The organism is Streptomyces lomondensis (assembly GCF_014651035.1).
In the GTDB taxonomy this organism is placed as follows: domain Bacteria; phylum Actinomycetota; class Actinomycetes; order Streptomycetales; family Streptomycetaceae; genus Streptomyces; species Streptomyces lomondensis.
Map to the genome: position 1 here is coordinate 80,846 of NZ_BMWC01000001.1, position 22,400 is coordinate 103,245.

Below are 22,400 nucleotides of genomic sequence, written 5' to 3' on the forward strand. Positions count from 1 at the left end.
CCCGCACCACCTCGGAGTACCACCACCCATGGCATCCCGTACCAGCCGTCCCGGGCCGGCGCCCCGAGCCCGTGGCGGCTCCCGGCGGCGCCGCCTGCCCATGCGCCTGCTGCTGCCCCTGCTCCTCCTCGTCGCGCTGATGGCGATGCTCATGCTGCGCGGCTACGTGCACAGCGAGATCCTCGCCGACCACCGCGTCGGACCGCCCGCGGCGAACGACCGCGTGCCGAAGGACATCCTGGAGGGCGGCCCGGTCATCGACACCCGGGACGGGCGCCCGAAGAGTCTCGGACTGCCGGACCGCGAGCTGGTCCTGACCTTCGACGACGGGCCGGACCCGATGTGGACGCCCAAGGTCCTCGACGTGCTGAAGAAGCACGACGCCCGGGCCGTCTTCTTCATCACCGGCACCATGGCGTCCCGCTACCCGGGCCTCGTCCAGCGCATGGTCGACGAGGGCCACGAGATCGGGCTGCACACCTTCAACCACCCGGACCTGTCGCTCCAGAGCAGGAACCGCGTCGACTGGGAGCTGTCGCAGAACCAGCTCGCGCTGGCCGGCGCCGCGGGCATCCGCACCTCGCTGTTCCGCCCGCCCTACTCGTCGTTCGCCCAGAACATGGACAACAAGTCGTGGCCGGTGACCGAGTACATCGGCAGCAAGGGCTACATCACCATCGTCAACGACACCGACAGCGAGGACTGGCGCCGGCCCGGGGTCGAGAAGATCATCAGCAACGCCACGCCGAAGAACGGCGAGGGCGCCATCGTGCTGATGCACGACTCCGGCGGCGACCGCTCCCAGACCGTGGCCGCCCTCGACCGGTTCATCACCGGGCTGCAGGACCAGGGCTACCGCTTCGACACCCTCACCGCCGCCCTGGACGCCCCCAGCGCGCACACCCCGGTCGCGGGAGTGGAGTCGCTCAAGGGCGAGGCCTGGGTCTTCCTCGTGCAGGCCTCCGAGAAGACCACCGGGTTCCTCGTCGCCGGCCTCGCCGTGGTCGGCGTGCTGGTCTTCGGGCGTCTGGGACTGATGCTGATCCTCTCCGTCGCGCACGCCCGCCGCGTCCGCCGCCGGAACTTCAGCTGGGGCACGCCCGTCACGGAACCGGTGTCCGTCCTCGTGCCCGCCTACAACGAGGCCAAGTGCATCGAGCAGACGGTCCGTTCGCTGGTCGCCAGCGACCATCCCATCGAGGTGCTGGTCATCGACGACGGCTCCAGCGACGGCACCGCCCGCATCGTCGAGAACCTCGGCCTGCCCGGCGTACGGGTCGTCCGCCAGCTCAACGCGGGCAAGCCCGCCGCCCTCAACCGCGGGATCGCCAACGCCCGCCACGACATCATCGTGATGATGGACGGCGACACCGTCTTCGAGACGACCACCGTCCGCGAACTCGTCCAGCCCTTCGGCGACCCGCGGGTGGGCGCCGTCGCGGGCAACGCCAAGGTCGGCAACCGGAACTCGCTCATCGGTGCCTGGCAGCACATCGAGTACGTGATGGGCTTCAACCTCGACCGCCGCATGTACGACGTGCTGCGCTGCATGCCCACCATCCCCGGCGCGGTCGGCGCGTTCCGGCGCAGCGCCCTGGAACGCGTCGGCGGCATGAGCGACGACACGCTCGCCGAGGACACCGACATCACCATGGCCCTGCACCGCGACGGCTGGCACGTGGTCTACGCGGAGAAGGCCATCGCCTGGACCGAGGCCCCGGAGTCCGTCCAGCAGCTGTGGTCCCAGCGCTACCGCTGGTCGTACGGCACGATGCAGGCCATCTGGAAGCACCGCCGGGCCCTCGTCGACCGCGGACCCTCGGGCCGCTTCGGCCGCGTCGGACTGCCGCTGGTCTCCATGTTCATGGTCGTGGCCCCGCTGCTGGCCCCGCTGATCGACGTGTTCCTCCTCTACGGGCTCGTGTTCGGCCCGACCGAGAAGACCATCGGCGCCTGGCTGGGCGTTCTCGCGGTGCAAGGGGTGTGCGCGGCCTACGCGTTCCACCTCGACAAGGAACGCATGACCCACCTGATCTCGCTCCCGCTCCAGCAGCTCCTGTACCGCCAGCTCATGTACGTCGTCCTGCTCCAGTCCTGGATCACCGCTCTCACCGGCGGCCGGCTGCGCTGGCAGAAACTGCGGCGCACGGGCGCGGTGGGCCTGCCCGGGGGCGGAACCGGCGCACCCCAGCAGCGGGTGGACGGGCGGCCGGTCGCATGACCACGGCACCCGTGGCCGAGGCTCCGCAGCAGGAGCAGGCCCCGGCCACACGGCCCGGACGCGACCGGTACTTCGACCTGCTGCGGGCCCTCGCCCTGTTCCGTGTCGTGCTCTACCACCTGACGGGCTGGGCCTGGCTGCCGCTGGTGTTCCCGTCCATGGGCGTGATGTTCGCCCTCGCCGGCAACCTCATGGCCCGGTCGCTCAAGCGCCCGCCCGGCCAGGTGATCCGCGGCCGGATGCGGCGGCTGCTGCCCCCGCTGTGGGTGCTGGGCGTCGTCGGCGTCACCGGCATGGTCCTCCAGGGCTGGGGACCGGACGCGGACGGGCACCCCGGCTGGTGGTGGCTCCACCTCGCCTTCTGGATCGTCCCGTTCAGCGACCCGCCGTACGCCCAGGGACTGCCCGCTGTGCACGGCTTCCTCGGCGAGGACTGGGCCGCCGAACTCGCGGGCCCGCTGTGGTACATCCGCGCCTACCTCTGGTTCCTCCTGCTCTCCCCGCTGCTGCTGAAGGCCCTGCGCGCCCTGCCGGCCGTCACGCTCCTCGCGCCGATCGCCCTGGCGGTCGCCTTCGAGCAGAGCTGGCTCGCGCTGCCCGGCGAGCGGATCCCCTCGGCGCTCACGGACCTCTCCACCTTCGGCGCCTGCTGGATCCTCGGCATGGCCCACCAGGAGGGCATCCTGCGGCGGCTGCCGCGCTACGTCGTCCCGTCCGTGGCACCCCTGATCGCCCTGGTGGGCCTCTGGCAGGCCCTGCGCCACGACTTCGGCACCGGCCACGACCTGGACAGCATGCCCCTGGCCCAGGCCCTGTGGTCCTTCGGCACGGTGCTGTTGCTGCTGCACATCAGCCCGTCCTGGTCCGAGTGGCCGCGCCGGCTGCGCCGCTGGGCCGGGCCGATCGGTCTGCTCAACTCCCGGGCCGTGACCGTCTACCTGTGGCACAACACCTGCATCCTGGTCGCCGCCACGCTGTGGGACCGGCTGTGGGGCTTCCCCGTGCTGGAGCAGAACGTCCCCGGGCTGCTGGAGAGCCCCTGGCCGGTGCTGGTCCTGGTCTGGCTGCTGATCGGCGGCTGCGTCCTGGCGTTCGGCTGGGTGGAGGACCTGGCGGCGAAGCGGAAACCCCGGTTGTGGCCGAAAAGTGAGCCTCGGGTGAGGGTTCGGGGGAGCCGGAGGGGTCGGGCACCTGGCGGCTAAGCTGGGCCGGCATCGACGGGGGCGGGCGATGAGCGGCCCTTGACGAGGGTCCCTTTTCGGTCGCAGGTGAGAGAACGACACGTGAGACAAGCACCGACAGCACAACCGGCCGGACCGCGCGCGCCGGTCTTCGGGCTGATCACGCCCGAGGACTGGTTCCGCGTCCCGCTGCTGCCCGCCGACCGCCGCGAGGCGTCCGTGAGCGCGCTGATCCGGCGGCAGTTCGCGGGCGTCGACGACCAGCCCGTGCTGCGCCGGAAGGCCGAGGAGCAGCTGCTCGGCACGGCCGAGGCGGCGGTCGAGCAGGGCGGCGTGGTGCTGTACCTGTCGTTCCTGGAGGCGGGCGGCATCCCGCTGTCGGCCTCTCTGCTCATCTCCCGCCTGTACGAGAGGTTCGACGGCCTGGACGCCGTCGCCGCTCTGGCCGGCTCCGGCGAGGTCACGCTGGAGACGCTGCCCGCCGTGGGACGCGTGGCCCGGCTCCGGCGGCAGGAGCGGACGAAGCAGTCGCGCAAGCTGGGCTCCGAGTTCGAGGACACCGTCGTCGAGTACTTCGTGCCGGTCCCAGGCCGCGACGAGGTGCTGATGCTGACGTTCAGCACCCCGCTGGAGCCGATCGCGGACGCCATGGTGGAGTTGTTCGACGCGGTGGCCGGAACCTTGCGCTGGCAGCACCGCGACGAGGAGCGGACGGGGGAGGAACCCGAGTGAGCAAGAAGCTCAGGGTCTCGACGCAGGATCTCGAGACGGCCGGAACCGGCCTGCGGACGGTGGCGACCGAGCTGGAAGGGCTCGACAAGCTCATGGACGCCTACGACCGCCGGACCGTCGGCCACCAGACGCTGCACGACCGGCTCCAGGAGTTCTCCGACGGCTGGGACGACAACCGCAAGAAGATGATCGAGGAGATCAAGGGGCTCGGCACCATCGCCAAGGAGGCCGGGAAGGCCTACACCGAGCTCGACACCGCGCTGTACAACGCGCTCACGGGCAAGGGGAAGAAGAAGTGACCCGCCCCGCCGACCACCGGTGGGAGGTGCTGGGGGAGAGCAGCGATCCCGTGCCCGGCGACGTCCACGACATGAAGGCCCTGGCCCGCCGGTTCACGGCCACGGCCGAGACCATCACCAAGACCGCCGAAGCGCTGCGCCGGATCGGCAACCTGGAGAGCTGGGACTCCGAGGCCGGACGCGCCTTCGCCGAGAAGGCGAACGAGACGGCCAAGACGGTGAGCAAGGCCCACGACCGCTACGCGGACGCCGGGGTCGCCCTCAAGGACTACTCCACCGACCTGGAGACGATCCAGGGCGAGGCCGACAAGCTCCTCACTCAGGCCGAGACGAAACAGAACAGCCTGACCACGGCCAAGAGCAAGGCCGAGAACCCGCCCAAGGGCACCGACGACGCCGGACAGGACAAGCTCGACAAGGCGGTCACCGACCTCCAGGAGGGCCTGGACGGGCTGCGCGGCCAGCTCGACAAGCTGAAGACCCGTCACAAGGAGGCCGGCGACAAGGCGGCCAAGCGCATTCACGACACCACCGAGGGCGACGGCCTCAACGACGGCTGGCTGGACGACCTGCGCGACACCCTGAAGATCGTCAGCGAGATCACGGGAGCGATCGCCGCCGTCTGCGGGGTGCTGTCCCTGCTCGTCGGCTGGATCCCCGTCATCGGGCAGGCCCTGGCCGGTGTGCTCGGCACCATCGCCCTGGTGATGACGGCGATCTCACTGGTCTGCCATGTGCTGCTCGCCATCAACGGCGACGGCTCCTGGGGCGACGTGGCGATCGACGTGCTCGGCCTCGCCACGTTCGGCATCGGCCGCGTCTTCTCCGCGGGCGCCAAGGCCGCCGCCACCGTCGGCCGCAGCCGCGTCTGGACGGCGGCCACGCAGTACGTGCGCGGCTGGAACCCGGGCATGAACTCGGCCGCGCGCCGCGCGCTCGTCGAGTCCATGGTCGGGGCCCGGGCCGGAGCGCGCCCCGGGGCGGCCCTGCCCGACGTGGGTCTCAGGGCGGCCTTCCGGGGCCTGCCGAGCTCCTTCGCGGACGACCTGGCCACCATCCGTGGCAACTGGCGGGACCTGTTCAAAGTCGGCGACAACCTCTCGGCGGCCCGCGACGCCTACACCGCCGCCGGTCCGCGCGGCCTGGCCAGCATGTACGCGGGGCCGGGCATGGTCGACGAACTCTCGCGCATCAAGAACATCGACCCGGCGGACCTGGCCTTCATCGGCACACCCGACGCGTTCAAGCAGGCCATGGCGTACAACGCGGTGGGCCTCGGCGGCACCGGGACGGGCGCGGCCTCCGACACCAACAGCTTCGTCGGCCTGTTCGGCGGCGACCCGGAGATCGACGTCACCGGGTCCGACGCCTCGCTGGCCGGGGTGTGAGCGCGGCCATGACGGATCCGGCGGAGTGGCGGGAGTGCCGGGTGGCGCTGCCCGCCCACCACAACTGGCTGGTCCTGGACCTGCCGAGCGAGGACCCCGAGGCGTGGGCGCGCACCCTCGCCGAGCAGCACCTCGGCGGTGACGTACCCGAGCAGTGGCGCGAGGCGTTCGCGACGGACCTGCTCTGGTACTGGGGCGCGGCGGTCCGGCAGGGCGCCCTGTGCGCGGCGGTCCTGGCACCCCAGGACGGGCCCGTCGTGGCGAGTTACACGGTGCGCGAGCTGACCGTCCCGCCGGAATCCCGCACGGTGGCCGCGTTCCGGGCCGAGGCGGAGTGCGCGCCGGGCCCGTACTTCGGCGACGGCCAGGTCCTCACCGAGGTCGAGCTGCCCCTGGGACCGGCCCTGCGCGTGCACCGCCAGGAGCCGACGGACCCGGAGGCGGACAGCGGGACGGTGGTGGAGGGCATCGCTCACTACGTCCTGCCGAGCCGGTACCCCACGGCACTGGAGTGCCGGCTGCTGTGGACGTCGCTGGGGCTCGGCGCGGAGCTCGTCAAGGTCGCCGACGAGCTGGCGGACTCACTGCGCCTGGCGTGACGCGGACGGCCCGCGGAGCTTGCCGAACCCGTCGCCCAGGCCGAGCCGCTCCCAGGGCACCATCGCGAGCGGCATCCAGCTGAACCCGACGGCGAAGACGGCGACGACCGTGGTGAGCTGCCCCGGGAGAAACCACCCCAGCTGGGCGGCCAGGAGCGACACGACCAGCAGGAGGACGTCGAAGACCAGCACCGCCAGCACCTTGCGGGCGGCGGCCGCGGGACCGACGCGGGGCGTGTCCTCGTTCCCCCGCACCATGCCGAAGAGGATCACCGGCAGCATCAGCCCGGTCAGCCCGCCGGCCGCGATGCCTCCGACGATCAGCGCGTTGTGCCCGTCGTCGGGGACCATGTTCGACAGGGGGCCCGGGTCCACCGCCCGGCCCAGCAGGGCCACGGCCGCGAACGCGCCGAGCGTCGCCGTCGCCAGCACGAGGAGCACTCCCGCTCCGAAGGCGACGTTTCCGGCGGCGGAGCGCTGCGGGCGCGGCGCCTTCGGCCGTTCGGCCCCCGACTCAGCGGACATGGACTCTCCCCTTCCCGTGTGGGGTCCGCTAGAGGATAACGGGGCCCCGTTCCCCGGGGGTGTGCCGGTGTGGAAAACTGCCCCGGTTGCGCTTGTGAACGACGTGGGCGGCGGGAGCGGTGGGATGAGTAAGCGGCAGACACGGAAGATGCTGCGGCTGATGGCGAGCGGGGAACCGGTCGAGCTCACCAGCCCGATGGCGTCCGTGAAGAAACTCGCCCGGCTGGCCTTCATCGCCCAGCAGTTCGGGTACGAGTACGCCGACGTCCGGCAGAGCAGCGGCCGCAGCGGCGCGCTCACCATGCTGATCCTGCCCGACCCCAGCCCACAGGCCCGGGCCCGGGCCGCGCAGAACTGGGCGCAGTACCCGGGCGCCGCCGACGGCGTCTCCCTGCCGCCGCTCGTGCCCGACGCGTTCGAGCTCCTCAAGGCCCGCATCAACTTCGACCTCACCGGCAAGAACGCCGAGAAGCGCATGGGGTACGGGGCCATCGGCGTCACCGTCGGCTGCGTGATCCTCGCCTTCCGCTTCGGGGGCGAGTCGTCCGACTTCCTCGCGGCCGGTGCGGTGTGGCTGCTGTTCATGGCGGTCTTCGGCATCGGCCTGCTGGTCACCCGCAGGCGCAACGCCAAGTTCGCGGCCCGGTTGCAGGCGGCCGACTTCACGCCGGTGACGGACGGGAACGGGCGGACGCGGTACCTGCCGCCGGGGGCGCAGATACCGGGACAGGCGAATCCGTTCGCGGGCGGGCCCTACGGCGGACCGTACGGCGCTCCGCAGGCCGGGGCGCCGGGGCAGGCGCCCGGGATGCCCGGACCGTACGCCCAGCCGGCGCCGCACGCCGCGCAGCCCGCGCCCGGTCCGTACGCCGCGCCCGCGCCCGGCCCGTACGGTGCTCAGCCGGCACCCGGTCCGTACGGAGGCCAGCCGGCACCCGGTCCGTACGGAGGCCAGCCGGCGCCTGGTCCGTACGGAGGCCAGCCGGCGCCTGGTCCGTACGGAGGTCACCCGGCGCCCGGTCCGCATGGAGGCCAGCCCGCGCCCGGCCCCTACGGTGCTCAGCCCGCGCCCGGCCCCTACAGTCAGCCGTACCCGCAGCAGAACCCCCACTGGCAGCCCCCGCAGCACTGAGACGACCCCGTCTCCCCGCCCGAATCCCCCGGAACCTCTCATCCCGCCCGGGCGCGGGGTGAGAGCAAAGTTCCCTGACGGTCACTCGTCGGCACAGCCAGGAAACGCGCCCTCCCTACCTTCGGGGTCAGCCACTCGAAGTACGAACGAGTCCCGGAGCAAGTGGAGGCGTCATGACAGGCCCTGGCACGGCACCCGCACCCCCGAGCAGGGGCGGACGCTGGATCCAGCACTGGGATCCCGAGAACGAGACCTTCTGGCAGGAGACCGGGGAGAAGATCGCCCGCCGCAACCTTTTCTTCTCCGTCCTCTCCGAGCACATCGGCTTCTCGATCTGGACCCTGTGGTCCGTGCTGGTGCTCTTCATGGGCCCGGAGTACGGACTGACCCCGGCCGACAAGTTCATGCTGACCTCGATGGTCACGCTGGTCGGCGCCGTCGTCCGCGTCCCCTACACCTTCGCCGTGGCGATCTTCGGCGGCCGCAACTGGACGATCATCTCCGCAGCCATGCTGCTGATCCCGACCGTCGCCGCGTTCACCGTGATGGAGCCGGGCACCTCCTTCTCCACCTTCCTGCTCGTCGGCCTGCTCGCCGGCGTCGGCGGCGGCAACTTCGCCTCCTCCATGACCAACATCAACGCCTTCTTCCCGCTGCGGAAGAAGGGCTGGGCCCTCGGCCTGAACGCGGGCGGCGGCAACATCGGCGTCCCGGTGATCCAGCTGGCCGCGCTCGCGATCATCGGCGCCGGCGGCGGGCCGCGGGTGCTGCTCGGCGTCTACATCCCGCTGATCGTGGTCGCCGCCGTCATGGCCGCGCTCTTCATGGACAACCTCGAGAACGTCAAGAACGACACCGGCGCCGCCAAGGACGCCGCGCGGGACGCCCACACCTGGATCATGTCCCTCCTCTACATCGGCACCTTCGGCTCCTTCATCGGCTACAGCTTCGCCTTCGGCCAGGTGCTCCAGAACCAGTTCGGACGCACCCCGCTGGAGGCGGCGTACGTCACCTTCATCGGTCCGCTCCTCGGCTCGCTGATCCGGCCCCTGGGCGGCTGGCTGGCCGACAAGTACGGCGGCGCGAAGATCAGCCTGTGGAACTACGTCGCCATGGGCGTCGCGACGGCGATCCTCATCGGTGCCTCCATGGAGAAGTCGCTGGCGCTGTTCACCGTGGCGTTCGTGGTGCTGTTCGTGCTCAGCGGGCTCGGCAACGGCTCGACGTTCAAGATGATCCCGGGCATCTTCCAGAACAAGGCCCTCGCCATGGGGCTGAAGGGCGAGGAGGCCGCGGCCTACGGGCGCCGGCTCTCCGGTGCCTCGATGGGCCTGATCGGCGCGGTGGGCGCGCTCGGCGGCGTCGCCATCAACCTCGCCTTCCGCCAGTCCTTCCTCTCCTACGGCTCCGGCACCGGCGCGTTCGTCGCCTTCCTCGCCTTCTACGCGGTGTGCTTCGCGGTCACCTGGGCCGTATACCTTCGCCGCACGGCTCCCCGGGTACCCGAGACGTCGGCGACCTCGGAGGCGAAGCCGCAGCTCAGCTACGCCAGGGTGTGACGCTGTGCTCATCCGGGGGGCAACCCCCGGGCCCCCGGCCGAAGCCCGCAGCCGTCGATTTCGGCGGAACGCGGCATCGGTAACACCAGCGACATCAAGCCGATCCGAGCCTGTCACGAGCCGTTGACAGGCTCGATCGGCATGTAGGTACGCCGTACCCACGCAGTACGACGACTCGAGTGCGGGACGAGAGCCATGTACGAGGAAGAACAGCGACCGGACCACGGACCCCTGGCGGGTTTCACCGTGGGTGTGACGGCCGCGCGCCGGGCCGACGAGCTGGGCGTGCTGCTTCAGCGGCGCGGTGCCGCCGTCCTGCATGCCCCCGCCCTGCGGATCGTGCCGCTCGCCGACGACAGCGAGCTGCTGGCCGCCACCAAGGAGATCATCGAGCAGGTGCCGGACATCGTCGTGGCCACGACCGCGATCGGGTTCCGGGGCTGGGTCGAGGCCGCGGACGGCTGGGGCCTGGGCGAGGACCTGCTGTCGCGGCTGGCCGGCGTGCGGATCCTGGCGCGCGGGCCGAAGGTGAAGGGCGCGGTCCGGGCCGCCGGTCTGACGGAGGAGTGGTCGCCGTCGTCGGAGTCCATGGCCGAGGTGCTCGACCGGCTGCTGGAGGAGGGCGTCGAGGGCCTGCGCATCGCCATCCAGCTGCACGGCGAGCCGCTGCCCGGGTTCGTGGAGGCGCTGCGGGAGGGCGGCGCCGAGGTCGTCGGCGTGCCCGTCTACCGGTGGATGCCGCCGGAGGACCTCGCCCCGGTCGACCGGCTCCTGGACGCGACGGTGTCCCGCGGCGTGGACGCCCTCACCTTCACCAGCGCCCCGGCCGCGGCCTCCTTCCTCTCCCGGGCGGAGGAACGCGGGCTGCTCCCCGAGGTGCTGGCCGCTCTGGGCCACGACGTCCTGCCGGCCTGCGTCGGCCCGGTCACGGCCCTGCCGCTCCAGTCCCGCGGCATCGACACGATCCAGCCCGAGCGCTTCCGGCTCGGGCCCCTCGTCCAGCTGCTCTGCCAGGAACTGCCCGCCCGGGCGCGCTCGCTGCCGATCGCCGGGCACCGGGTGGAGATCCGCGGCCACGCCGTCCTGGTCGACGGCGACCTCAAGCCGGTGCCGCCCGCGGGCATGTCCCTGCTGCGCGCCCTCTCCCGCCGCCCCGGCTGGGTCGTCGCCCGTGCCGACCTGCTGCGCGCCCTGCCCGGCTCCGGCCGCGACGAGCACGCGGTCGAGACGGCGATGGCCCGCCTCCGCACGGCCCTCGGCACACCGAAGCTGATCCAGACGGTGGTCAAGCGCGGCTACCGCCTGGCCCTGGACCCGGCGGCGGAGACGAAGTACGGGGACGCATAGTCCTGCGCCGGGGTTGAGCGGGATCGCGCCGTCGCTCCCGCGGGGCCGCCGCACGCGCCGCGGACGCCCGTGACCGCCCGCCGCGCGAGGGGTTTCCCGCGCGCCGCTGGGCAGGCACTGTAAGAGGGAACGGTTTCCCAGCCCTCTCACTGGCGTCTCACCGACCCTAGGCGGTGACAGGCACATGGCACTGGGTACGGCCACGGCCCCGTACGAGCTGCGGTTCGATGCCGGGCGGATCTGCCTGGATCTGCTCTCCACCACGCATCCGGAGGAGCGGCTCGACTCCGTGCACGTGCTGCGCGCCTGGATCACCGGCTCCGGGCTCGTCCCGGCGGGAACGTCCCTCGCCCACACCGACGCCACCTGGCCGACCGCATTCCGCGAACTGCGCGCCCAGATCGACCGGTTGGTGCGCGGCTGGCCGCGGCCCGGCGTCGCCGCGTACGACCTCGCCCTGGCGCGCGTCAACGACCTCGCCCGCACCGCGCCCCCGGCGCCGCGCGCGGTCCGCGGCGAAGACGGCGAGCTCGTACGGCAGTTGGACGGCCCGCCCGGCCGCGCCGCCCTGCTCGCGGCCGTCGCCCGGGACGCCGTCGACCTGCTCACCGACCCCGTCGCCCGGGCGGCCCTGCGCGAGTGCGAGGGCGACAACTGCCCGATCGTGTACCTCGACACCTCCCGGGGACGCAGAAGGCGCTGGTGCTCCAGCGAGGTCTGCGGAAACCGCGAACGGGTCGCCCGGCACCGCCGCCGCGCGGCACTCGCCCGCGCCTGAAAGGCATTTGAGTGTCAATGGCATTCAAATTCCCTGTCCTAATTGCGACTTCTGTGCCCCCACTGTCGAAGTGATTTCGATTACATGCCGTTTACCTACGGTCCCGTAGGGGAGGCGTGGCTTGAACTGGTCGATGTGGCGGAAATGTAAAGAATGCGGGGTGGGAATGTGACCCCATGTCCCGCTCGTCACGTCACTCCGAAGAAATCTGTCACGTCTCTTTGAACGCCCAACAGCTCGCATCCGTACGGCATGTCGAGCGACCGACTGGGGGAACCCCCGGACATCGGAGGTGGGCGTGCGCAAGGATTCCGTCGTGGCCAATGAACGTGCACCGAGGGCCCGACATCGCATGTCCCAGCCCTCGGAACCCGACGAGGAGTTGATGCGTGCGCTCTACCGAGAACACGCCGGACCCCTGCTGGCGTATGTCCTGCGCCTGGTCGCCGGAGACCGGCAGCGCGCCGAGGACGTCGTACAGGAGACGCTCATCCGTGCCTGGAAGAACGCCGGACAGCTCAATCGAGCGACCGGATCGGTACGCCCCTGGCTGGTGACGGTCGCCCGGCGCATCGTCATCGACGGCCACCGCAGCCGGCAGGCCCGGCCGCAGGAGGTCGACCCGTCGCCGCTGGAGGTCATCCCCGCGGAGGACGAGATCGACAAGGCGCTGTGGCTGATGACTCTCTCGGACGCACTCGACGACCTGACCCCCGCTCACCGGGAGGTGCTCGTCGAGACGTACTTCAAGGGACGTACGGTCAATGAGGCGGCCGAAACCCTGGGCATACCCAGCGGAACCGTCCGCTCCAGGGTGTTCTACGCCCTGCGTTCGATGAAGCTGGCACTGGAGGAGCGGGGGGTGACGGCGTGATGAGTGTTTACGGGGGTAATCAGGGATTCGGTACGGGAGGCATGGGTATGTCTGGACCCATGCAGGGATCTCCGGTGCCGAACGAGCACGAGACCGTCGGCGCCTACGCCCTCGGCATCCTCGACGACGCCGAAGCGACCGCCTTCGAGGCCCACCTCGCGACCTGCGAGTGGTGCGCCCAGCAGCTCGACGAGCTGGCCGGCATGGAGCCGATGCTCGCCGCCCTCGCCGACCTGCCCGGCTCCGGCACGCCCGCGATCGGCGAGTCGCTGTCCGCGAAGCCCAGGCCCCGCCTGGTGGAGAAGCTCGTCGACGAGGTCGCGGAACGGCGCGCCCGGAAGCGTCGCCGCAGCTTCTACATGGTGGCCGCGGCCGGCGCGCTGATCATCGGCGGTCCCTTCGTCGCGGTCGCGACGAACGGCGGCGGTGACGGCGGCGGCGCGGAGAACCGCCCGCTCGCGGCGAGCCCCGCCAAGGCGGCCTTCGACGGCATCTCCGACAAGATCACGGCCACTGACCCGAACACCAAGGTCTCCGCGACCGTCGCCCTCCAGAAGAAGGACTGGGGCACGGGCACGGTCCTGGAGCTGAAGAACGTCAAGGGCCCGCTCAAGTGCGCCCTCGTCGCGGTCGGCAAGAACGGCGAGCGCGAGACCCTGGCCTCCTGGTCCGTCCCGGAGTGGGGCTACGGCCTGCCCGACGCCAAGTCGGAGAAGGCCAAGGAGCCCCTGTACGTCCAGGGCGGTGCCGCGTTCGACCCGAACGAGATCGACCACTTCGAGGTCGTGGAGTTCGGCGGCAAGCGCCTGGTCGAGGTCGACGCGTAGCCTTACCGGGTCCCCTTCGCGTACGGTGGACGGCTGCCCAGCACGTCAGAAGGGGACCCGGTGGCCGCTCAGGCTCAACAGGAAACCGCGCTCGACTCCCTGAGAGACAGAGAGATCGGCGTCGAACAGGAACACCTGGACCGGGTGTACCGGCGCCTCGAGGAGAAGATCCACGAGGCGGAGTTCCTCATGAACGACGCGGCCCGGCGCGGCCAGGTCGGCACGCCCGGCGCGCTCGCCGAGCGGGACGCCCAGGTCTTCCGCGCCGGCATCCACCTCAACCGGCTGAACAACGAGTTCGAGGACTTCCTCTTCGGCCGCATCGACCTGCTGCTCGGCAAGGACGGCAAGAAGGGCCCCGACGGCGCGTACACCGCCGTCGAGCCCGCCGAGGGCGCCGTCCGGGAGGACAACACCGCCGACATCGCCGAGACCCTGCACATCGGCCGCATCGGCGTCCTCGACGCGGACTACGCCCCGCTGGTGATCGACTGGCGGGCCCCGGCCGCCGCTCCCTTCTACCGCTCGACGCCCGTGGACCCCGGCCGCGTCGTCCGCCGCCGGGTCATCCGCTCCAAGGGCCGCAAGGTGCTCGGCGTGGAGGACGACCTGATGCGCCCCGAGCTGACGGCCTTCCTCGACGGGGATCAGCTGCCCGTCATCGGCGACGGCGCCCTGATGGCCGCGCTCGGCCAGGCCCGCAGCCACACCATGCGCGACATCGTCGCCTCCATCCAGGCCGAGCAGGACCTGGTCATCCGCGCTCCCGCCGCCTCCGTGACGTACGTCGAGGGCGGCCCCGGCACCGGCAAGACCGCCGTCGCCCTGCACCGCGCGGCCTACCTCCTCTACCAGGACCGGCGCCGGTACGCGGGCGGCATCCTGATCGTCTCCCCGACCCCGCTGCTCGTCGCCTACACCGAGGGCGTGCTGCCCTCCCTCGGCGAGGAGGGCCAGGTCGCCATCCGCGCCATCGGCTCCCTCGTGGACGGCGCCGAGGCCACCCTCTACGACTCCCCGGCAGTGGCCCGCGCCAAGGGCTCCTCGCGCATGCTCAAGGTGTTGCGCAAGGCCGCGCGCGGAGCCCTGGAGCTGAACGATTCACCGGCCCGGCTGCGCGTGGTCGCCTTCGGCCGCCGCCTGGAGCTGGAGGCCGAGCAGCTGGCGGGCATCCGCCGCGCCGCCCTCGGCGGCACCGCCCCCGTGAACCTGCTGCGCCCCCGCGCCCGCAAGCTCCTCCTGGACGCCCTGTGGGAGCAGTCCGGCGCGGCAGGCCGGCACACCGACCCGGAGCTCGCCGCCGAGCTGCGCTCCTCCTTCGACGAGGACATCACCTCCGAGGACGCCTTCATCGACTTCCTCGACGCCTGGTGGCCCGAGCTGACCCCGGCGGCCGTCCTGGACGCCATGGCCGACGAGCGGCGCCTCGGCCGCTGGGCCCGGCGGATCCTCAACCCCGGCGAGGTCCGCAAGGTCGCCCGCTCCCTCAGGCGCGACGGCCGCTCCGTGCACGACATCGCGATGCTCGACGAGCTCCAGGCCGTCCTGGGCGCCCCCGCCCGGCCCCGGAAGAAGCGCGAGCTGGACCCGCTCGACCAGCTCACCGGCCTGGAGGAGCTGATGCCGGTGCGCGAGGAGTCGCAGCGCGAGCGGGCCGAGCGCCTCGCCCAGGAGCGCACCGAGTACGCCCACGTCATCGTCGACGAGGCCCAGGACCTCACCCCGATGCAGTGGCGCATGATCGGCCGCCGCGGCCGGCACGCCACCTGGACGGTCGTCGGCGACCCGGCCCAGTCCTCCTGGTCCGACCCGGACGAGGCCGCCGAGGCCCGCGACGAGGCCCTCGGCAGCCGCCCCCGCCGCCGCTTCGAGCTCACCGTGAACTACCGCAACCCGGCCGAGATCGCCGAGCTGGCCGCGAAGGTCCTCGCCCTGGCGATGCCCGGCTCGGCGGCACCGAAGGCGGTCCGCTCCACCGGCGTCGAGCCGCGCTTCACGGTCGTGGACGACACCTTGGCCGAAACCGTCCGCGCCGAGGCGGCCCGGCTGCTGGAGCGCGTCGACGGCACGGTCGGCGTGGTCGTCCCCATGCAGCGCCGCGAGGAGGCCCGCCGCTGGCTCGCCGGGCTCGGCGACCGGGTGGTGGCGCTCGGCAGCCTGGAGGCGAAGGGCCTGGAGTACGACGCGACGGTCGTGGTCTCCCCGGCGGAGATCGCCGACGAGTCCCCGGCCGGCCTGCGGGTGCTCTACGTCGCGCTGACCCGGGCCACCCAGCAGCTCACGGTCGTCTCGGCCGAGCGGGACGAGCCCGACACGGCGGGCGTCCCGGACCTCCTCAGGGACTGACCGGCGATACCCAGATGCCGGGAAAATGAACTCCCGGTACGGGAATGGCCTTACGGGATCTGTTTGTTAGCCTGGATGTGGCACCGGCCCGATCCAAGCCCCCGGGCCCAACCTTCGTCGCTACGAGCGACCACTTGCCGCGAGGCGAGCATGGCGGGTCGGTGCCACCTACTTCGCGAGAGACCCACGTCGGACGTGACGTGGGTCTCTTTTTGCTGGCCTGTTCCGCGAACAAAACGTTCGCAATAGAGGGCGGCTACCCGCTACTCAGCGGTAGGTGCGACGATCGGACGGCACAACTCAGCGTCAGGTGAAAGCAGAGGAAGTCGGCCATGGCAACGGCGCCCAGCGTCTCCTACTCGATGACGGTCCGGCTGGAGGTGCCCGCGAGCGGAACCGCCGTCTCGCAGCTCACCACCGCCGTGGAGTCCTCCGGAGGCTCGGTGACCGGCCTCGACGTCACGGCATCCGGTCACGAGAAGCTCCGTATCGACGTCACCATCGCGGCGACGTCGACCGCGCACGCGGACGAGATCGTCGAGAAGCTCCGCGGCATCGAGGGCGTCACGCTGGGCAAGGTCTCGGACCGGACCTTCCTCATGCACCTCGGCGGCAAGATCGAGATGGCGTCGAAGCACCCCATCCGCAACCGTGACGACCTGTCCATGGTCTACACGCCCGGCGTGGCCCGCGTCTGCATGGCGATCGCCGAGAACCCCGAGGACGCCCGCCGCCTCACCATCAAGCGCAACTCCGTTGCGGTCGTGACGGACGGCTCCGCCGTGCTCGGCCTGGGCAACATCGGCCCGAAGGCCGCGCTGCCCGTCATGGAGGGCAAGGCGGCCCTCTTCAAGCGGTTCGCCGGCATCGACGCCTGGCCGATCTGCCTCGACACCCAGGACACCGACGCGATCGTCGAGATCGTCAAGGCGATCGCCCCGGGCTTCGCGGGCATCAACCTGGAGGACATCTCCGCCCCCCGCTGCTTCGAGATCGAGGCCCGGCTGCGCGAGGCCCTCGACATCCCCGTCTTCCACGACGACCAGCACGGCACCGCGATCGTCGTCCTCGCCGCGCTCACGAACGCACTTCGCGTCGCGGGCAAGGCGATCGAGAACATCCGGGTCGTCATGTCCGGCGCCGGCGCGGCCGGTACGGCCATCCTGAAGCTGCTGATCGCCGCGGGCGTCAAGAACGCCGTCGTCGCCGACATCCACGGCGTCGTGCACGCCGGCCGCGAGGACCTGGTGGACGCCGCCCCGGACTCGGCGCTGCGCTGGATCGCCGACAACACCAACCCCGAGGGCCTCACCGGCACGCTCAAGGAGGCCGTGCGCGGCGCCGACGTCTTCATCGGCGTCTCGGCCCCGAACGTCCTCGACGGCGACGACGTGGCCGCCATGGCCGACGAGGCCATCGTGTTCGCGCTTGCGAACCCCGACCCCGAGGTCGACCCGGCGATCGCGCGCCAGACCGCGGCCGTCGTCGCCACGGGCCGTTCCGACTTCCCGAACCAGATCAACAACGTGCTGGTCTTCCCGGGCGTCTTCCGCGGCCTGCTGGACGCGCAGTCGCGCACGGTCAACACCGAGATGATGCTGGCCGCCGCGAAGGCCCTCGCGGACGTGGTGACCGAGGACGAGCTGAACCCGAACTACATCATCCCGAGCGTCTTCAACGACAAGGTCGCCGGCGCGGTCGCCGGGGCCGTGCGGGAGGCCGCCAAGGCGGTGGGGGCGGCCGCGAGCAGCCCGTCCGTCGTCTGAGGCGAGGCCGTTCGGGCCGCGGTTCCGGGGTCCGGGGGCGGCAGCCCCCGGACTGTGAGCATCCCCACGGCATCCTGAAACCGGCGCGTCGGAGAACACCTGTCAGCAGCGGCGCTCTATCGTGTCGGCCAGGCTCAGGCCCTCTTTTCGTGTGACTCCCCAAGGGTGTTCCCACGACTCCTGCGGGTGCCGGATTGGCTTTCCCGCCGCAGGTAGAGGCAGGATGCGTCCCTGGGCGCGAGGGTCTGACGACGGACCCGGGTCCGGGGACTCATGGAGGACCCTGGCAGCATCGGCTTCGATCTGACGCCTCAACGGCAAGATGAACACGGGAGTAACAACATGAACCGCAGTGAGCTGGTGGCCGCGCTGGCCGACCGCGCCGAGGTGACCCGCAAGGACGCCGACGCCGTGCTGGCCGCGTTCGCCGACGTCGTCGGCGACATCGTCTCCAAGGGCGACGAGAAGGTCACCATCCCCGGCTTCCTGACCTTCGAGCGCACCCACCGTGCCGCTCGCACCGCCCGCAACCCGCAGACCGGCGAGCCGATCCAGATCCCGGCCGGCTACAGCGTGAAGGTCTCCGCGGGCTCGAAGCTCAAGGAAGCCGCGAAGGGCAAGTAACCCTGTCGTCCGTACGCCGGCGGTGTACGAACCACAGTGAGTGACATCAAAGGGGCGGCCACCCGAAACCGGGTGGCCGCCCCTTTGACGTCACTGCGCGTGCTACCCGAGCGCCTTGCCCGGCAGCTCCACCTTCGCGCCCAGTTCCACGAGCTTCTCCATGAAGTTCTCGTAGCCGCGGTTGATGAGGCCGATGCCGTGGACGCGGGACGTGCCCTGGGCCGCCAGGGCCGCGATGAGGTACGAGAAGCCGCCGCGGAGGTCGGGGATGACCAGATCGGCGCCCTGGAGCTTGGTCGGGCCCGAGACGACGGCCGAGTGGAGGAAGTTGCGCTGGCCGAAGCGGCAGTCCGAGCCGCCCAGGCACTCGCGGTAGAGCTGGATGTGCGCGCCCATCTGGTTCAGCGCGGACGTGAAGCCGAGGCGGGACTCGTACACCGTCTCGTGGATGATGGACAGGCCCGTGGCCTGGGTGAGGGCCACCACCAGCGGCTGCTGCCAGTCGGTCTGGAAGCCGGGGTGGACGTCCGTCTCCAGCGCGATGGACTTCAGCTGGCCGCCGGGGTGCCAGAAGCGGATGCCCTCGTCGTCGATCTCGAAGGCACCGCCCACCTTCCGGTAGGTGTTCAGGAACGTCATCATCGAGCGCTGCTGCGCCCCGCGGACGCGGATGTCGCCCTCGGTCGCCAGCGCCGCCGACGCCCAGGACGCGGCCTCCAGCCGGTCCGGCAGGGCGCGGTGGTTGTAGCCGCCGAGCTGGTCCACACCCGTGACCCGGATCGTCCGGTCGGTGTCCATCGCGATGATCGCGCCCATCTTCTGCAGGACGCAGATCAGGTCTTCGATCTCCGGCTCGACGGCCGCGTTGGACAGCTCGGTGACGCCCTCCGCGAGGACGGCCGTCAGCAGCACCTGCTCGGTCGCGCCGACCGACGGGTAGGGCAGCCGGATCTTCGTGCCGCGCAGCCGCCGCGGCGCCTCCAGGTACTGGCCGTCCGCCCGCTTCTCGATCTTCGCGCCGAACTGCCGCAGCACCTCGAAGTGGAAGTCGATGGGCCGGCCGCCGATGTCGCAGCCGCCGAGGCCGGGGATGAAGGCGTGGCCGAGACGGTGCAGCAGCGGCCCGCAGAACAGGATCGGGATACGGCTGGAACCGGCGTGGGCATCGATGTCGGCGACGTTCGCGCTCTCCACGCGCGTCGGGTCCATCACGAGTTCGCCGGGCTCGTCACCCGGACGGACCGTCACACCGTGCAGCTGGAGCAGACCCCGTACGACCCGGACGTCGCGGATGTCCGGAACATTGCGCAGCCGGCTCGGAGCGCTGCCCAGCAGCGCTGCCACCATGGCCTTCGGTACGAGGTTCTTCGCACCGCGGACACGGATCTCGCCCTCCAGCGGGGTTCCGCCGTGGACAAGCAGGACATCGTCGTTGACGGTCATGAATCTCGCGTTCCGTGGAGTCGGGCAGGGGCCAGGAGGGAAAGGGTAATCGCCCTCCACCCCCCTTCTGTAAGCCTGAGTCAGACCCAGCCACGTCATAGCTCTGTCACAACACGAACCGTTCCGTGCCGGGCACATGGGGTCACGGTCACATCCGTGCGCGTGGGACGCATCAGTGCGCCCTGAGCTGCGTTCACTCCGGTCCCCGCATTGCCTCCCCACACGGAGGGAAGATGCGGGATCATGTCTGGCATGACCGAGGTGTCCTCGCTCACAGGGCGGTTGCTCGTGGCCACGCCCGCCCTGGCGGACCCCAACTTCGACCGCGCGGTGGTGCTGCTCCTCGACCACGACGAGGAGGGCTCCCTCGGTGTCGTCCTCAACCGCCCCACCCCGGTGGGCGTGGGGGACATCCTGGAGGGCTGGGGGGACCTCGCCGGCGAGCCCGGCGTCGTGTTCCAGGGCGGCCCGGTGTCGCTGGACTCGGCCCTCGGGGTCGCCGTCGTCCCCGGCGGCGCGTCCGGCGAGGCGGCGCCGCTGGGCTGGCGCCGGGTGCACGGCGCGATCGGACTGGTCGACCTGGAGGCCCCGCCGGAGCTGCTGGCCTCCGCCCTCGGCTCCCTGCGGATCTTCGCCGGATACGCCGGCTGGGGCCCGGGCCAGCTGGAGGACGAGCTGGTGGACGGCGCCTGGTACGTCGTCGAGTCGGAGCCCGGCGACGTCTCGTCCCCGTCCCCGGAGCGGCTGTGGCGCGAGGTCCTGCGGCGCCAGCGCAACGAGCTGGCGATGGTGGCGACGTATCCGGACGACCCTTCGCTCAACTGATGTCTGTGACCTTCAGTACCCTTGGGCCTATGAGCACTCTCGAGCCCGAGCGCGGGACTGGTACGGGGACCCTCGTAGAGCCGACGCCGCAGACCTCCCACGGTGACGGTGACCACGAGCGCTTCGCCCACTACGTCCAGAAGGACAAGATCATGGCGAGCGCCCTCGACGGCACCCCCGTCGTGGCGCTGTGCGGCAAGGTCTGGGTGCCGGGCCGCGACCCGAAGAAGTACCCCGTGTGCCCCATGTGCAAGGAGATCTACGAGTCCATGGGCGCCGGCGACGACGGCAAGGGCAAGGGCGACAAGTAGTCCCGACCCGCGCGGCGTAAAGCCTCCAGGGTGCGTTTTGCGCGCCCTGGGGGCTTTTGTGCTGTCCGGGCGTTGCAGGGGGTGCGTCTGCCGGTCACAGAGTGGTTGAGACCTCTTGTGGGGCTGTTCATGCAGTCCCTAGCCTCCGGAGTGTTGTGCACAGCGAAACATTCATTGCGCATGTTGCAACACTCCCTCGGAGGAGCACTCCATGAAGCTGTCCGTCCGATGTGCCGGCCTCACCGCCCTCGCCGCCCTCCTGGCCACCGCCTGCGCGCCCCAGACCTCCTCGAACTCCTCCTCCGGCAAGGACGAGCAGACCGGCACGCTGCGCGTGTGGCTCTTCCAGGAGGTCGGCAACGCTCCCAAGGAGAAGGTCGTCGACTCGGTCGTCGCCGCCTTCGAGAAGGCCCACGAGGGCACCGAGGTCGACGTCGAGTACATCCCCGTCGACACCCGCGCCCAGCGCGTCAAGGCCGCCTTCAACGACCCCGCCTCCGCTCCCGACGTCATGGAGTACGGCAACACCGACACGGCCGGCTATGTGAAGGACGGCGGACTCCTCGACGTCACCGAGGAGTTCGGCGACTGGAGCGAGGCGAAGGACACCGACCCGACCGCGAAGCAGTCGGTGACGGTCGACGGCAAGGTCTACGGCGCCCCCTTCTACGTCGGCGTCCGCGCGCTGTACTACCGCACGGACGTGTTCGGGGAACTCGGCCTGTCCGTCCCGAAGACGATGGACGAACTGGCCTCCACCGCCCGGAAGATACGTGCCGCGAAGCCCGAGCTCTACGGGCTCGTCGTCGGCGGCGCCTACACCTACGGCGCGATGCCGTTCGTCTGGGCCAACGGCGGTGAACTCGCCAGCGGCAAGGGCGGGTCGTACGCCTCCGGCATCGACAGCCCGGAGGCCCGCAAGGGCATCGAGGCGTACACGTCCCTCTTCGGTGACGACAACTGCCCGGCCGCCAAGTGCGCGGGGATGGGCGGCAACGACACGATCTCCGCGTTCGCCGCGGGGAAGGCGGGCATGGCGATCGGCGGCGACTTCAGCCACACCGCCGTCGAGGCCGGGAAGGTCAAGGGCAAGTACGCCGTCGTCCCGCTGCCGGGGGTGAAGCCCGGCTCGATCGCACCCGCCTTCGCGGGCGGCAACAACATCGGCGTCCTGAAGAGCACGTCCCACCGCACGCTCGCCGTCGACCTGATGGAACAGCTCGCCTCGAAGAAGACGCAGACCGAACTCTTCGACGCGATGGGCTTCCTGCCGACCTTCACGGACGTCCGCCGGCAGGTCGCGCAGGAGGAGCCGTTCGTGAAGCCCTTCGTGCAGACCCTCTCGGCCGGCACCAAGTTCGTCCCCGCGTCCCCGGCGTGGGCCCAGATCGACTCCCAGCTCGTCCTGCCGACCATGTTCCAGGAGGTCATCAGCGGCAAGAAGGGCGTCGCCCAGGCCTCCGAGGACGCCGCGCAGAAGATGAACACCGCGTTCGGCTCCGCGGGGTGAGCGGGATGGACGACCGTACGGAACCGGTGGCGGCCGACTCGGCCGACGCCGACCCGGCGGGCACCGACGCCACTGTGACCGAGACGGCCGGAGCCGCCGCGGCCGGAGCCGCC

20 protein-coding genes are annotated in these 22,400 nt (G+C 71.1%); 18 read left to right on the top strand and 2 right to left on the bottom strand.

The window, feature by feature from the left end; translation table 11 throughout:
- Window positions 1-28: 28 nt before the first annotated feature.
- The 6 genes from IE255_RS00300 to IE255_RS00325 all read left to right on the top strand — a co-directional run bounded on the left by IE255_RS00300 (window position 29) and on the right by IE255_RS00325 (window position 6,420).
- Complete coding sequence (locus IE255_RS00300) at window positions 29-2,221, top strand: bifunctional polysaccharide deacetylase/glycosyltransferase family 2 protein (protein ID WP_190048048.1); 2,193 nt, start codon at window positions 29-31, stop codon at window positions 2,219-2,221.
- Window positions 2,218-3,423 (top strand): acyltransferase family protein, encoded by a 1,206-nt coding sequence (locus IE255_RS00305; RefSeq protein WP_190048049.1) that lies wholly within the window; start codon window positions 2,218-2,220, stop codon window positions 3,421-3,423. Before IE255_RS00300 ends, IE255_RS00305 begins: the two co-directional genes overlap by 4 nt.
- Window positions 3,424-3,504: 81 nt before the next feature.
- On the top strand, window positions 3,505-4,134 hold the full coding sequence (locus tag IE255_RS00310; RefSeq protein ID WP_190048050.1) for a hypothetical protein: 630 nt from the start codon (window positions 3,505-3,507) through the stop codon (window positions 4,132-4,134).
- Window positions 4,131-4,433, top strand: coding sequence for a DUF6317 family protein (locus IE255_RS00315; protein WP_190048051.1), 303 nt, complete (start codon window positions 4,131-4,133; stop codon window positions 4,431-4,433). Before IE255_RS00310 ends, IE255_RS00315 begins: the two co-directional genes overlap by 4 nt.
- The gene (locus IE255_RS00320) at window positions 4,430-5,821 is read left to right on the top strand and encodes a putative T7SS-secreted protein (protein ID WP_190048052.1); all 1,392 of its coding nucleotides are present in this window, start codon (window positions 4,430-4,432) and stop codon (window positions 5,819-5,821) included. The genes IE255_RS00315 and IE255_RS00320 overlap by 4 nt, the downstream gene beginning before the upstream one ends.
- Window positions 5,822-5,829: 8 nt before the next feature.
- Window positions 5,830-6,420: a hypothetical protein gene (locus IE255_RS00325; RefSeq protein WP_190048053.1), complete on the top strand. Its 591-nt coding sequence runs from the start codon at window positions 5,830-5,832 to the stop codon at window positions 6,418-6,420.
- Here the strand turns inward: IE255_RS00325 and IE255_RS00330 are convergent.
- Complete coding sequence (locus tag IE255_RS00330) at window positions 6,403-6,945, bottom strand: hypothetical protein (RefSeq protein ID WP_190048054.1); 543 nt, start codon at window positions 6,943-6,945, stop codon at window positions 6,403-6,405. The two genes, IE255_RS00325 and IE255_RS00330, sit on opposite strands and share 18 nt — an antisense overlap.
- 124 nt (window positions 6,946-7,069) lie before the next feature.
- Between IE255_RS00330 and IE255_RS00335 the strand changes: the two genes are divergently transcribed.
- The 9 genes from IE255_RS00335 (at window position 7,070) to IE255_RS00375 (ending at window position 18,198) form a co-directional block, all read left to right on the top strand.
- On the top strand, window positions 7,070-8,077 hold the full coding sequence (locus IE255_RS00335; protein ID WP_190048055.1) for a hypothetical protein: 1,008 nt from the start codon (window positions 7,070-7,072) through the stop codon (window positions 8,075-8,077).
- 173 nt (window positions 8,078-8,250) lie between these two features.
- Window positions 8,251-9,636 (top strand): nitrate/nitrite transporter, encoded by a 1,386-nt coding sequence (locus IE255_RS00340; protein WP_190048056.1) that lies wholly within the window; start codon window positions 8,251-8,253, stop codon window positions 9,634-9,636.
- A gap of 195 nt (window positions 9,637-9,831) precedes the next feature.
- Window positions 9,832-10,983: a uroporphyrinogen-III synthase gene (locus IE255_RS00345; RefSeq protein WP_190048057.1), complete on the top strand. Its 1,152-nt coding sequence runs from the start codon at window positions 9,832-9,834 to the stop codon at window positions 10,981-10,983.
- A gap of 184 nt (window positions 10,984-11,167) precedes the next feature.
- The gene (locus IE255_RS00350; RefSeq protein ID WP_190048058.1) at window positions 11,168-11,761 is read left to right on the top strand and encodes a CGNR zinc finger domain-containing protein; all 594 of its coding nucleotides are present in this window, start codon (window positions 11,168-11,170) and stop codon (window positions 11,759-11,761) included.
- A 352-nt stretch (window positions 11,762-12,113) separates the two neighbouring features.
- Window positions 12,114-12,635, top strand: coding sequence for a sigma-70 family RNA polymerase sigma factor (locus IE255_RS00355; protein WP_010039908.1), 522 nt, complete (start codon window positions 12,114-12,116; stop codon window positions 12,633-12,635).
- The gene (locus tag IE255_RS00360; RefSeq protein ID WP_308280882.1) at window positions 12,635-13,462 is read left to right on the top strand and encodes an anti-sigma factor family protein; all 828 of its coding nucleotides are present in this window, start codon (window positions 12,635-12,637) and stop codon (window positions 13,460-13,462) included. Before IE255_RS00355 ends, IE255_RS00360 begins: the two co-directional genes overlap by 1 nt.
- Window positions 13,463-13,522: 60 nt before the next feature.
- Window positions 13,523-15,808 (top strand): HelD family protein, encoded by a 2,286-nt coding sequence (locus tag IE255_RS00365; protein ID WP_190048060.1) that lies wholly within the window; start codon window positions 13,523-13,525, stop codon window positions 15,806-15,808.
- Between the two features lie 332 nt (window positions 15,809-16,140).
- The gene (locus tag IE255_RS00370) at window positions 16,141-17,574 is read left to right on the top strand and encodes an NAD-dependent malic enzyme (RefSeq protein ID WP_190048061.1); all 1,434 of its coding nucleotides are present in this window, start codon (window positions 16,141-16,143) and stop codon (window positions 17,572-17,574) included.
- Window positions 17,575-17,916: 342 nt separating this feature from the next.
- Complete coding sequence (locus IE255_RS00375) at window positions 17,917-18,198, top strand: HU family DNA-binding protein (RefSeq protein WP_003990598.1); 282 nt, start codon at window positions 17,917-17,919, stop codon at window positions 18,196-18,198.
- 102 nt (window positions 18,199-18,300) lie between these two features.
- Here the strand turns inward: IE255_RS00375 and murA are convergent, their stop codons facing one another.
- The gene (murA, locus tag IE255_RS00380; RefSeq protein WP_190048062.1) at window positions 18,301-19,641 is read right to left on the bottom strand and encodes a UDP-N-acetylglucosamine 1-carboxyvinyltransferase; all 1,341 of its coding nucleotides are present in this window, start codon (window positions 19,639-19,641) and stop codon (window positions 18,301-18,303) included.
- A 252-nt stretch (window positions 19,642-19,893) separates the two neighbouring features.
- Here murA and IE255_RS00385 point away from each other — a divergent pair, with 252 nt between their 5' ends.
- From IE255_RS00385 to IE255_RS00395, 3 genes are all read left to right on the top strand, one after another.
- Window positions 19,894-20,466, top strand: coding sequence for a YqgE/AlgH family protein (locus IE255_RS00385; RefSeq protein ID WP_190048063.1), 573 nt, complete (start codon window positions 19,894-19,896; stop codon window positions 20,464-20,466).
- 29 nt (window positions 20,467-20,495) lie between these two features.
- Window positions 20,496-20,777: a DUF3039 domain-containing protein gene (locus IE255_RS00390; RefSeq protein WP_030868565.1), complete on the top strand. Its 282-nt coding sequence runs from the start codon at window positions 20,496-20,498 to the stop codon at window positions 20,775-20,777.
- A 211-nt stretch (window positions 20,778-20,988) separates the two neighbouring features.
- The gene (locus IE255_RS00395) at window positions 20,989-22,287 is read left to right on the top strand and encodes an extracellular solute-binding protein (protein WP_190048064.1); all 1,299 of its coding nucleotides are present in this window, start codon (window positions 20,989-20,991) and stop codon (window positions 22,285-22,287) included.
- Window positions 22,288-22,400 lie beyond the last annotated feature (113 nt).

Bases quoted from the DNA above. Each gene is read 5' to 3' on its own strand.
- IE255_RS00300 (WP_190048048.1), top strand. From the start codon at position 29: ATGGCATCCCGTACCAGCCGTCCCGGGCCGGCGCCCCGAGCCCGTGGC.
- IE255_RS00305 (WP_190048049.1), top strand. From the start codon at position 2,218: ATGACCACGGCACCCGTGGCCGAGGCTCCGCAGCAGGAGCAGGCCCCG.
- IE255_RS00325 (WP_190048053.1), top strand. From the start codon at position 5,830: ATGACGGATCCGGCGGAGTGGCGGGAGTGCCGGGTGGCGCTGCCCGCC.
- IE255_RS00330 (WP_190048054.1), bottom strand. From the start codon at position 6,945: ATGTCCGCTGAGTCGGGGGCCGAACGGCCGAAGGCGCCGCGCCCGCAG.
- IE255_RS00335 (WP_190048055.1), top strand. From the start codon at position 7,070: ATGAGTAAGCGGCAGACACGGAAGATGCTGCGGCTGATGGCGAGCGGG.
- IE255_RS00340 (WP_190048056.1), top strand. From the start codon at position 8,251: ATGACAGGCCCTGGCACGGCACCCGCACCCCCGAGCAGGGGCGGACGC.
- IE255_RS00345 (WP_190048057.1), top strand. From the start codon at position 9,832: ATGTACGAGGAAGAACAGCGACCGGACCACGGACCCCTGGCGGGTTTC.
- IE255_RS00350 (WP_190048058.1), top strand. From the start codon at position 11,168: ATGGCACTGGGTACGGCCACGGCCCCGTACGAGCTGCGGTTCGATGCC.
- IE255_RS00355 (WP_010039908.1), top strand. From the start codon at position 12,114: ATGTCCCAGCCCTCGGAACCCGACGAGGAGTTGATGCGTGCGCTCTAC.
- IE255_RS00360 (WP_308280882.1), top strand. From the start codon at position 12,635: ATGAGTGTTTACGGGGGTAATCAGGGATTCGGTACGGGAGGCATGGGT.
- IE255_RS00370 (WP_190048061.1), top strand. From the start codon at position 16,141: ATGGCAACGGCGCCCAGCGTCTCCTACTCGATGACGGTCCGGCTGGAG.
- IE255_RS00375 (WP_003990598.1), top strand. From the start codon at position 17,917: ATGAACCGCAGTGAGCTGGTGGCCGCGCTGGCCGACCGCGCCGAGGTG.
- murA (WP_190048062.1), bottom strand. From the start codon at position 19,641: ATGACCGTCAACGACGATGTCCTGCTTGTCCACGGCGGAACCCCGCTG.
- IE255_RS00385 (WP_190048063.1), top strand. From the start codon at position 19,894: ATGACCGAGGTGTCCTCGCTCACAGGGCGGTTGCTCGTGGCCACGCCC.
- IE255_RS00390 (WP_030868565.1), top strand. From the start codon at position 20,496: ATGAGCACTCTCGAGCCCGAGCGCGGGACTGGTACGGGGACCCTCGTA.
- IE255_RS00395 (WP_190048064.1), top strand. From the start codon at position 20,989: ATGAAGCTGTCCGTCCGATGTGCCGGCCTCACCGCCCTCGCCGCCCTC.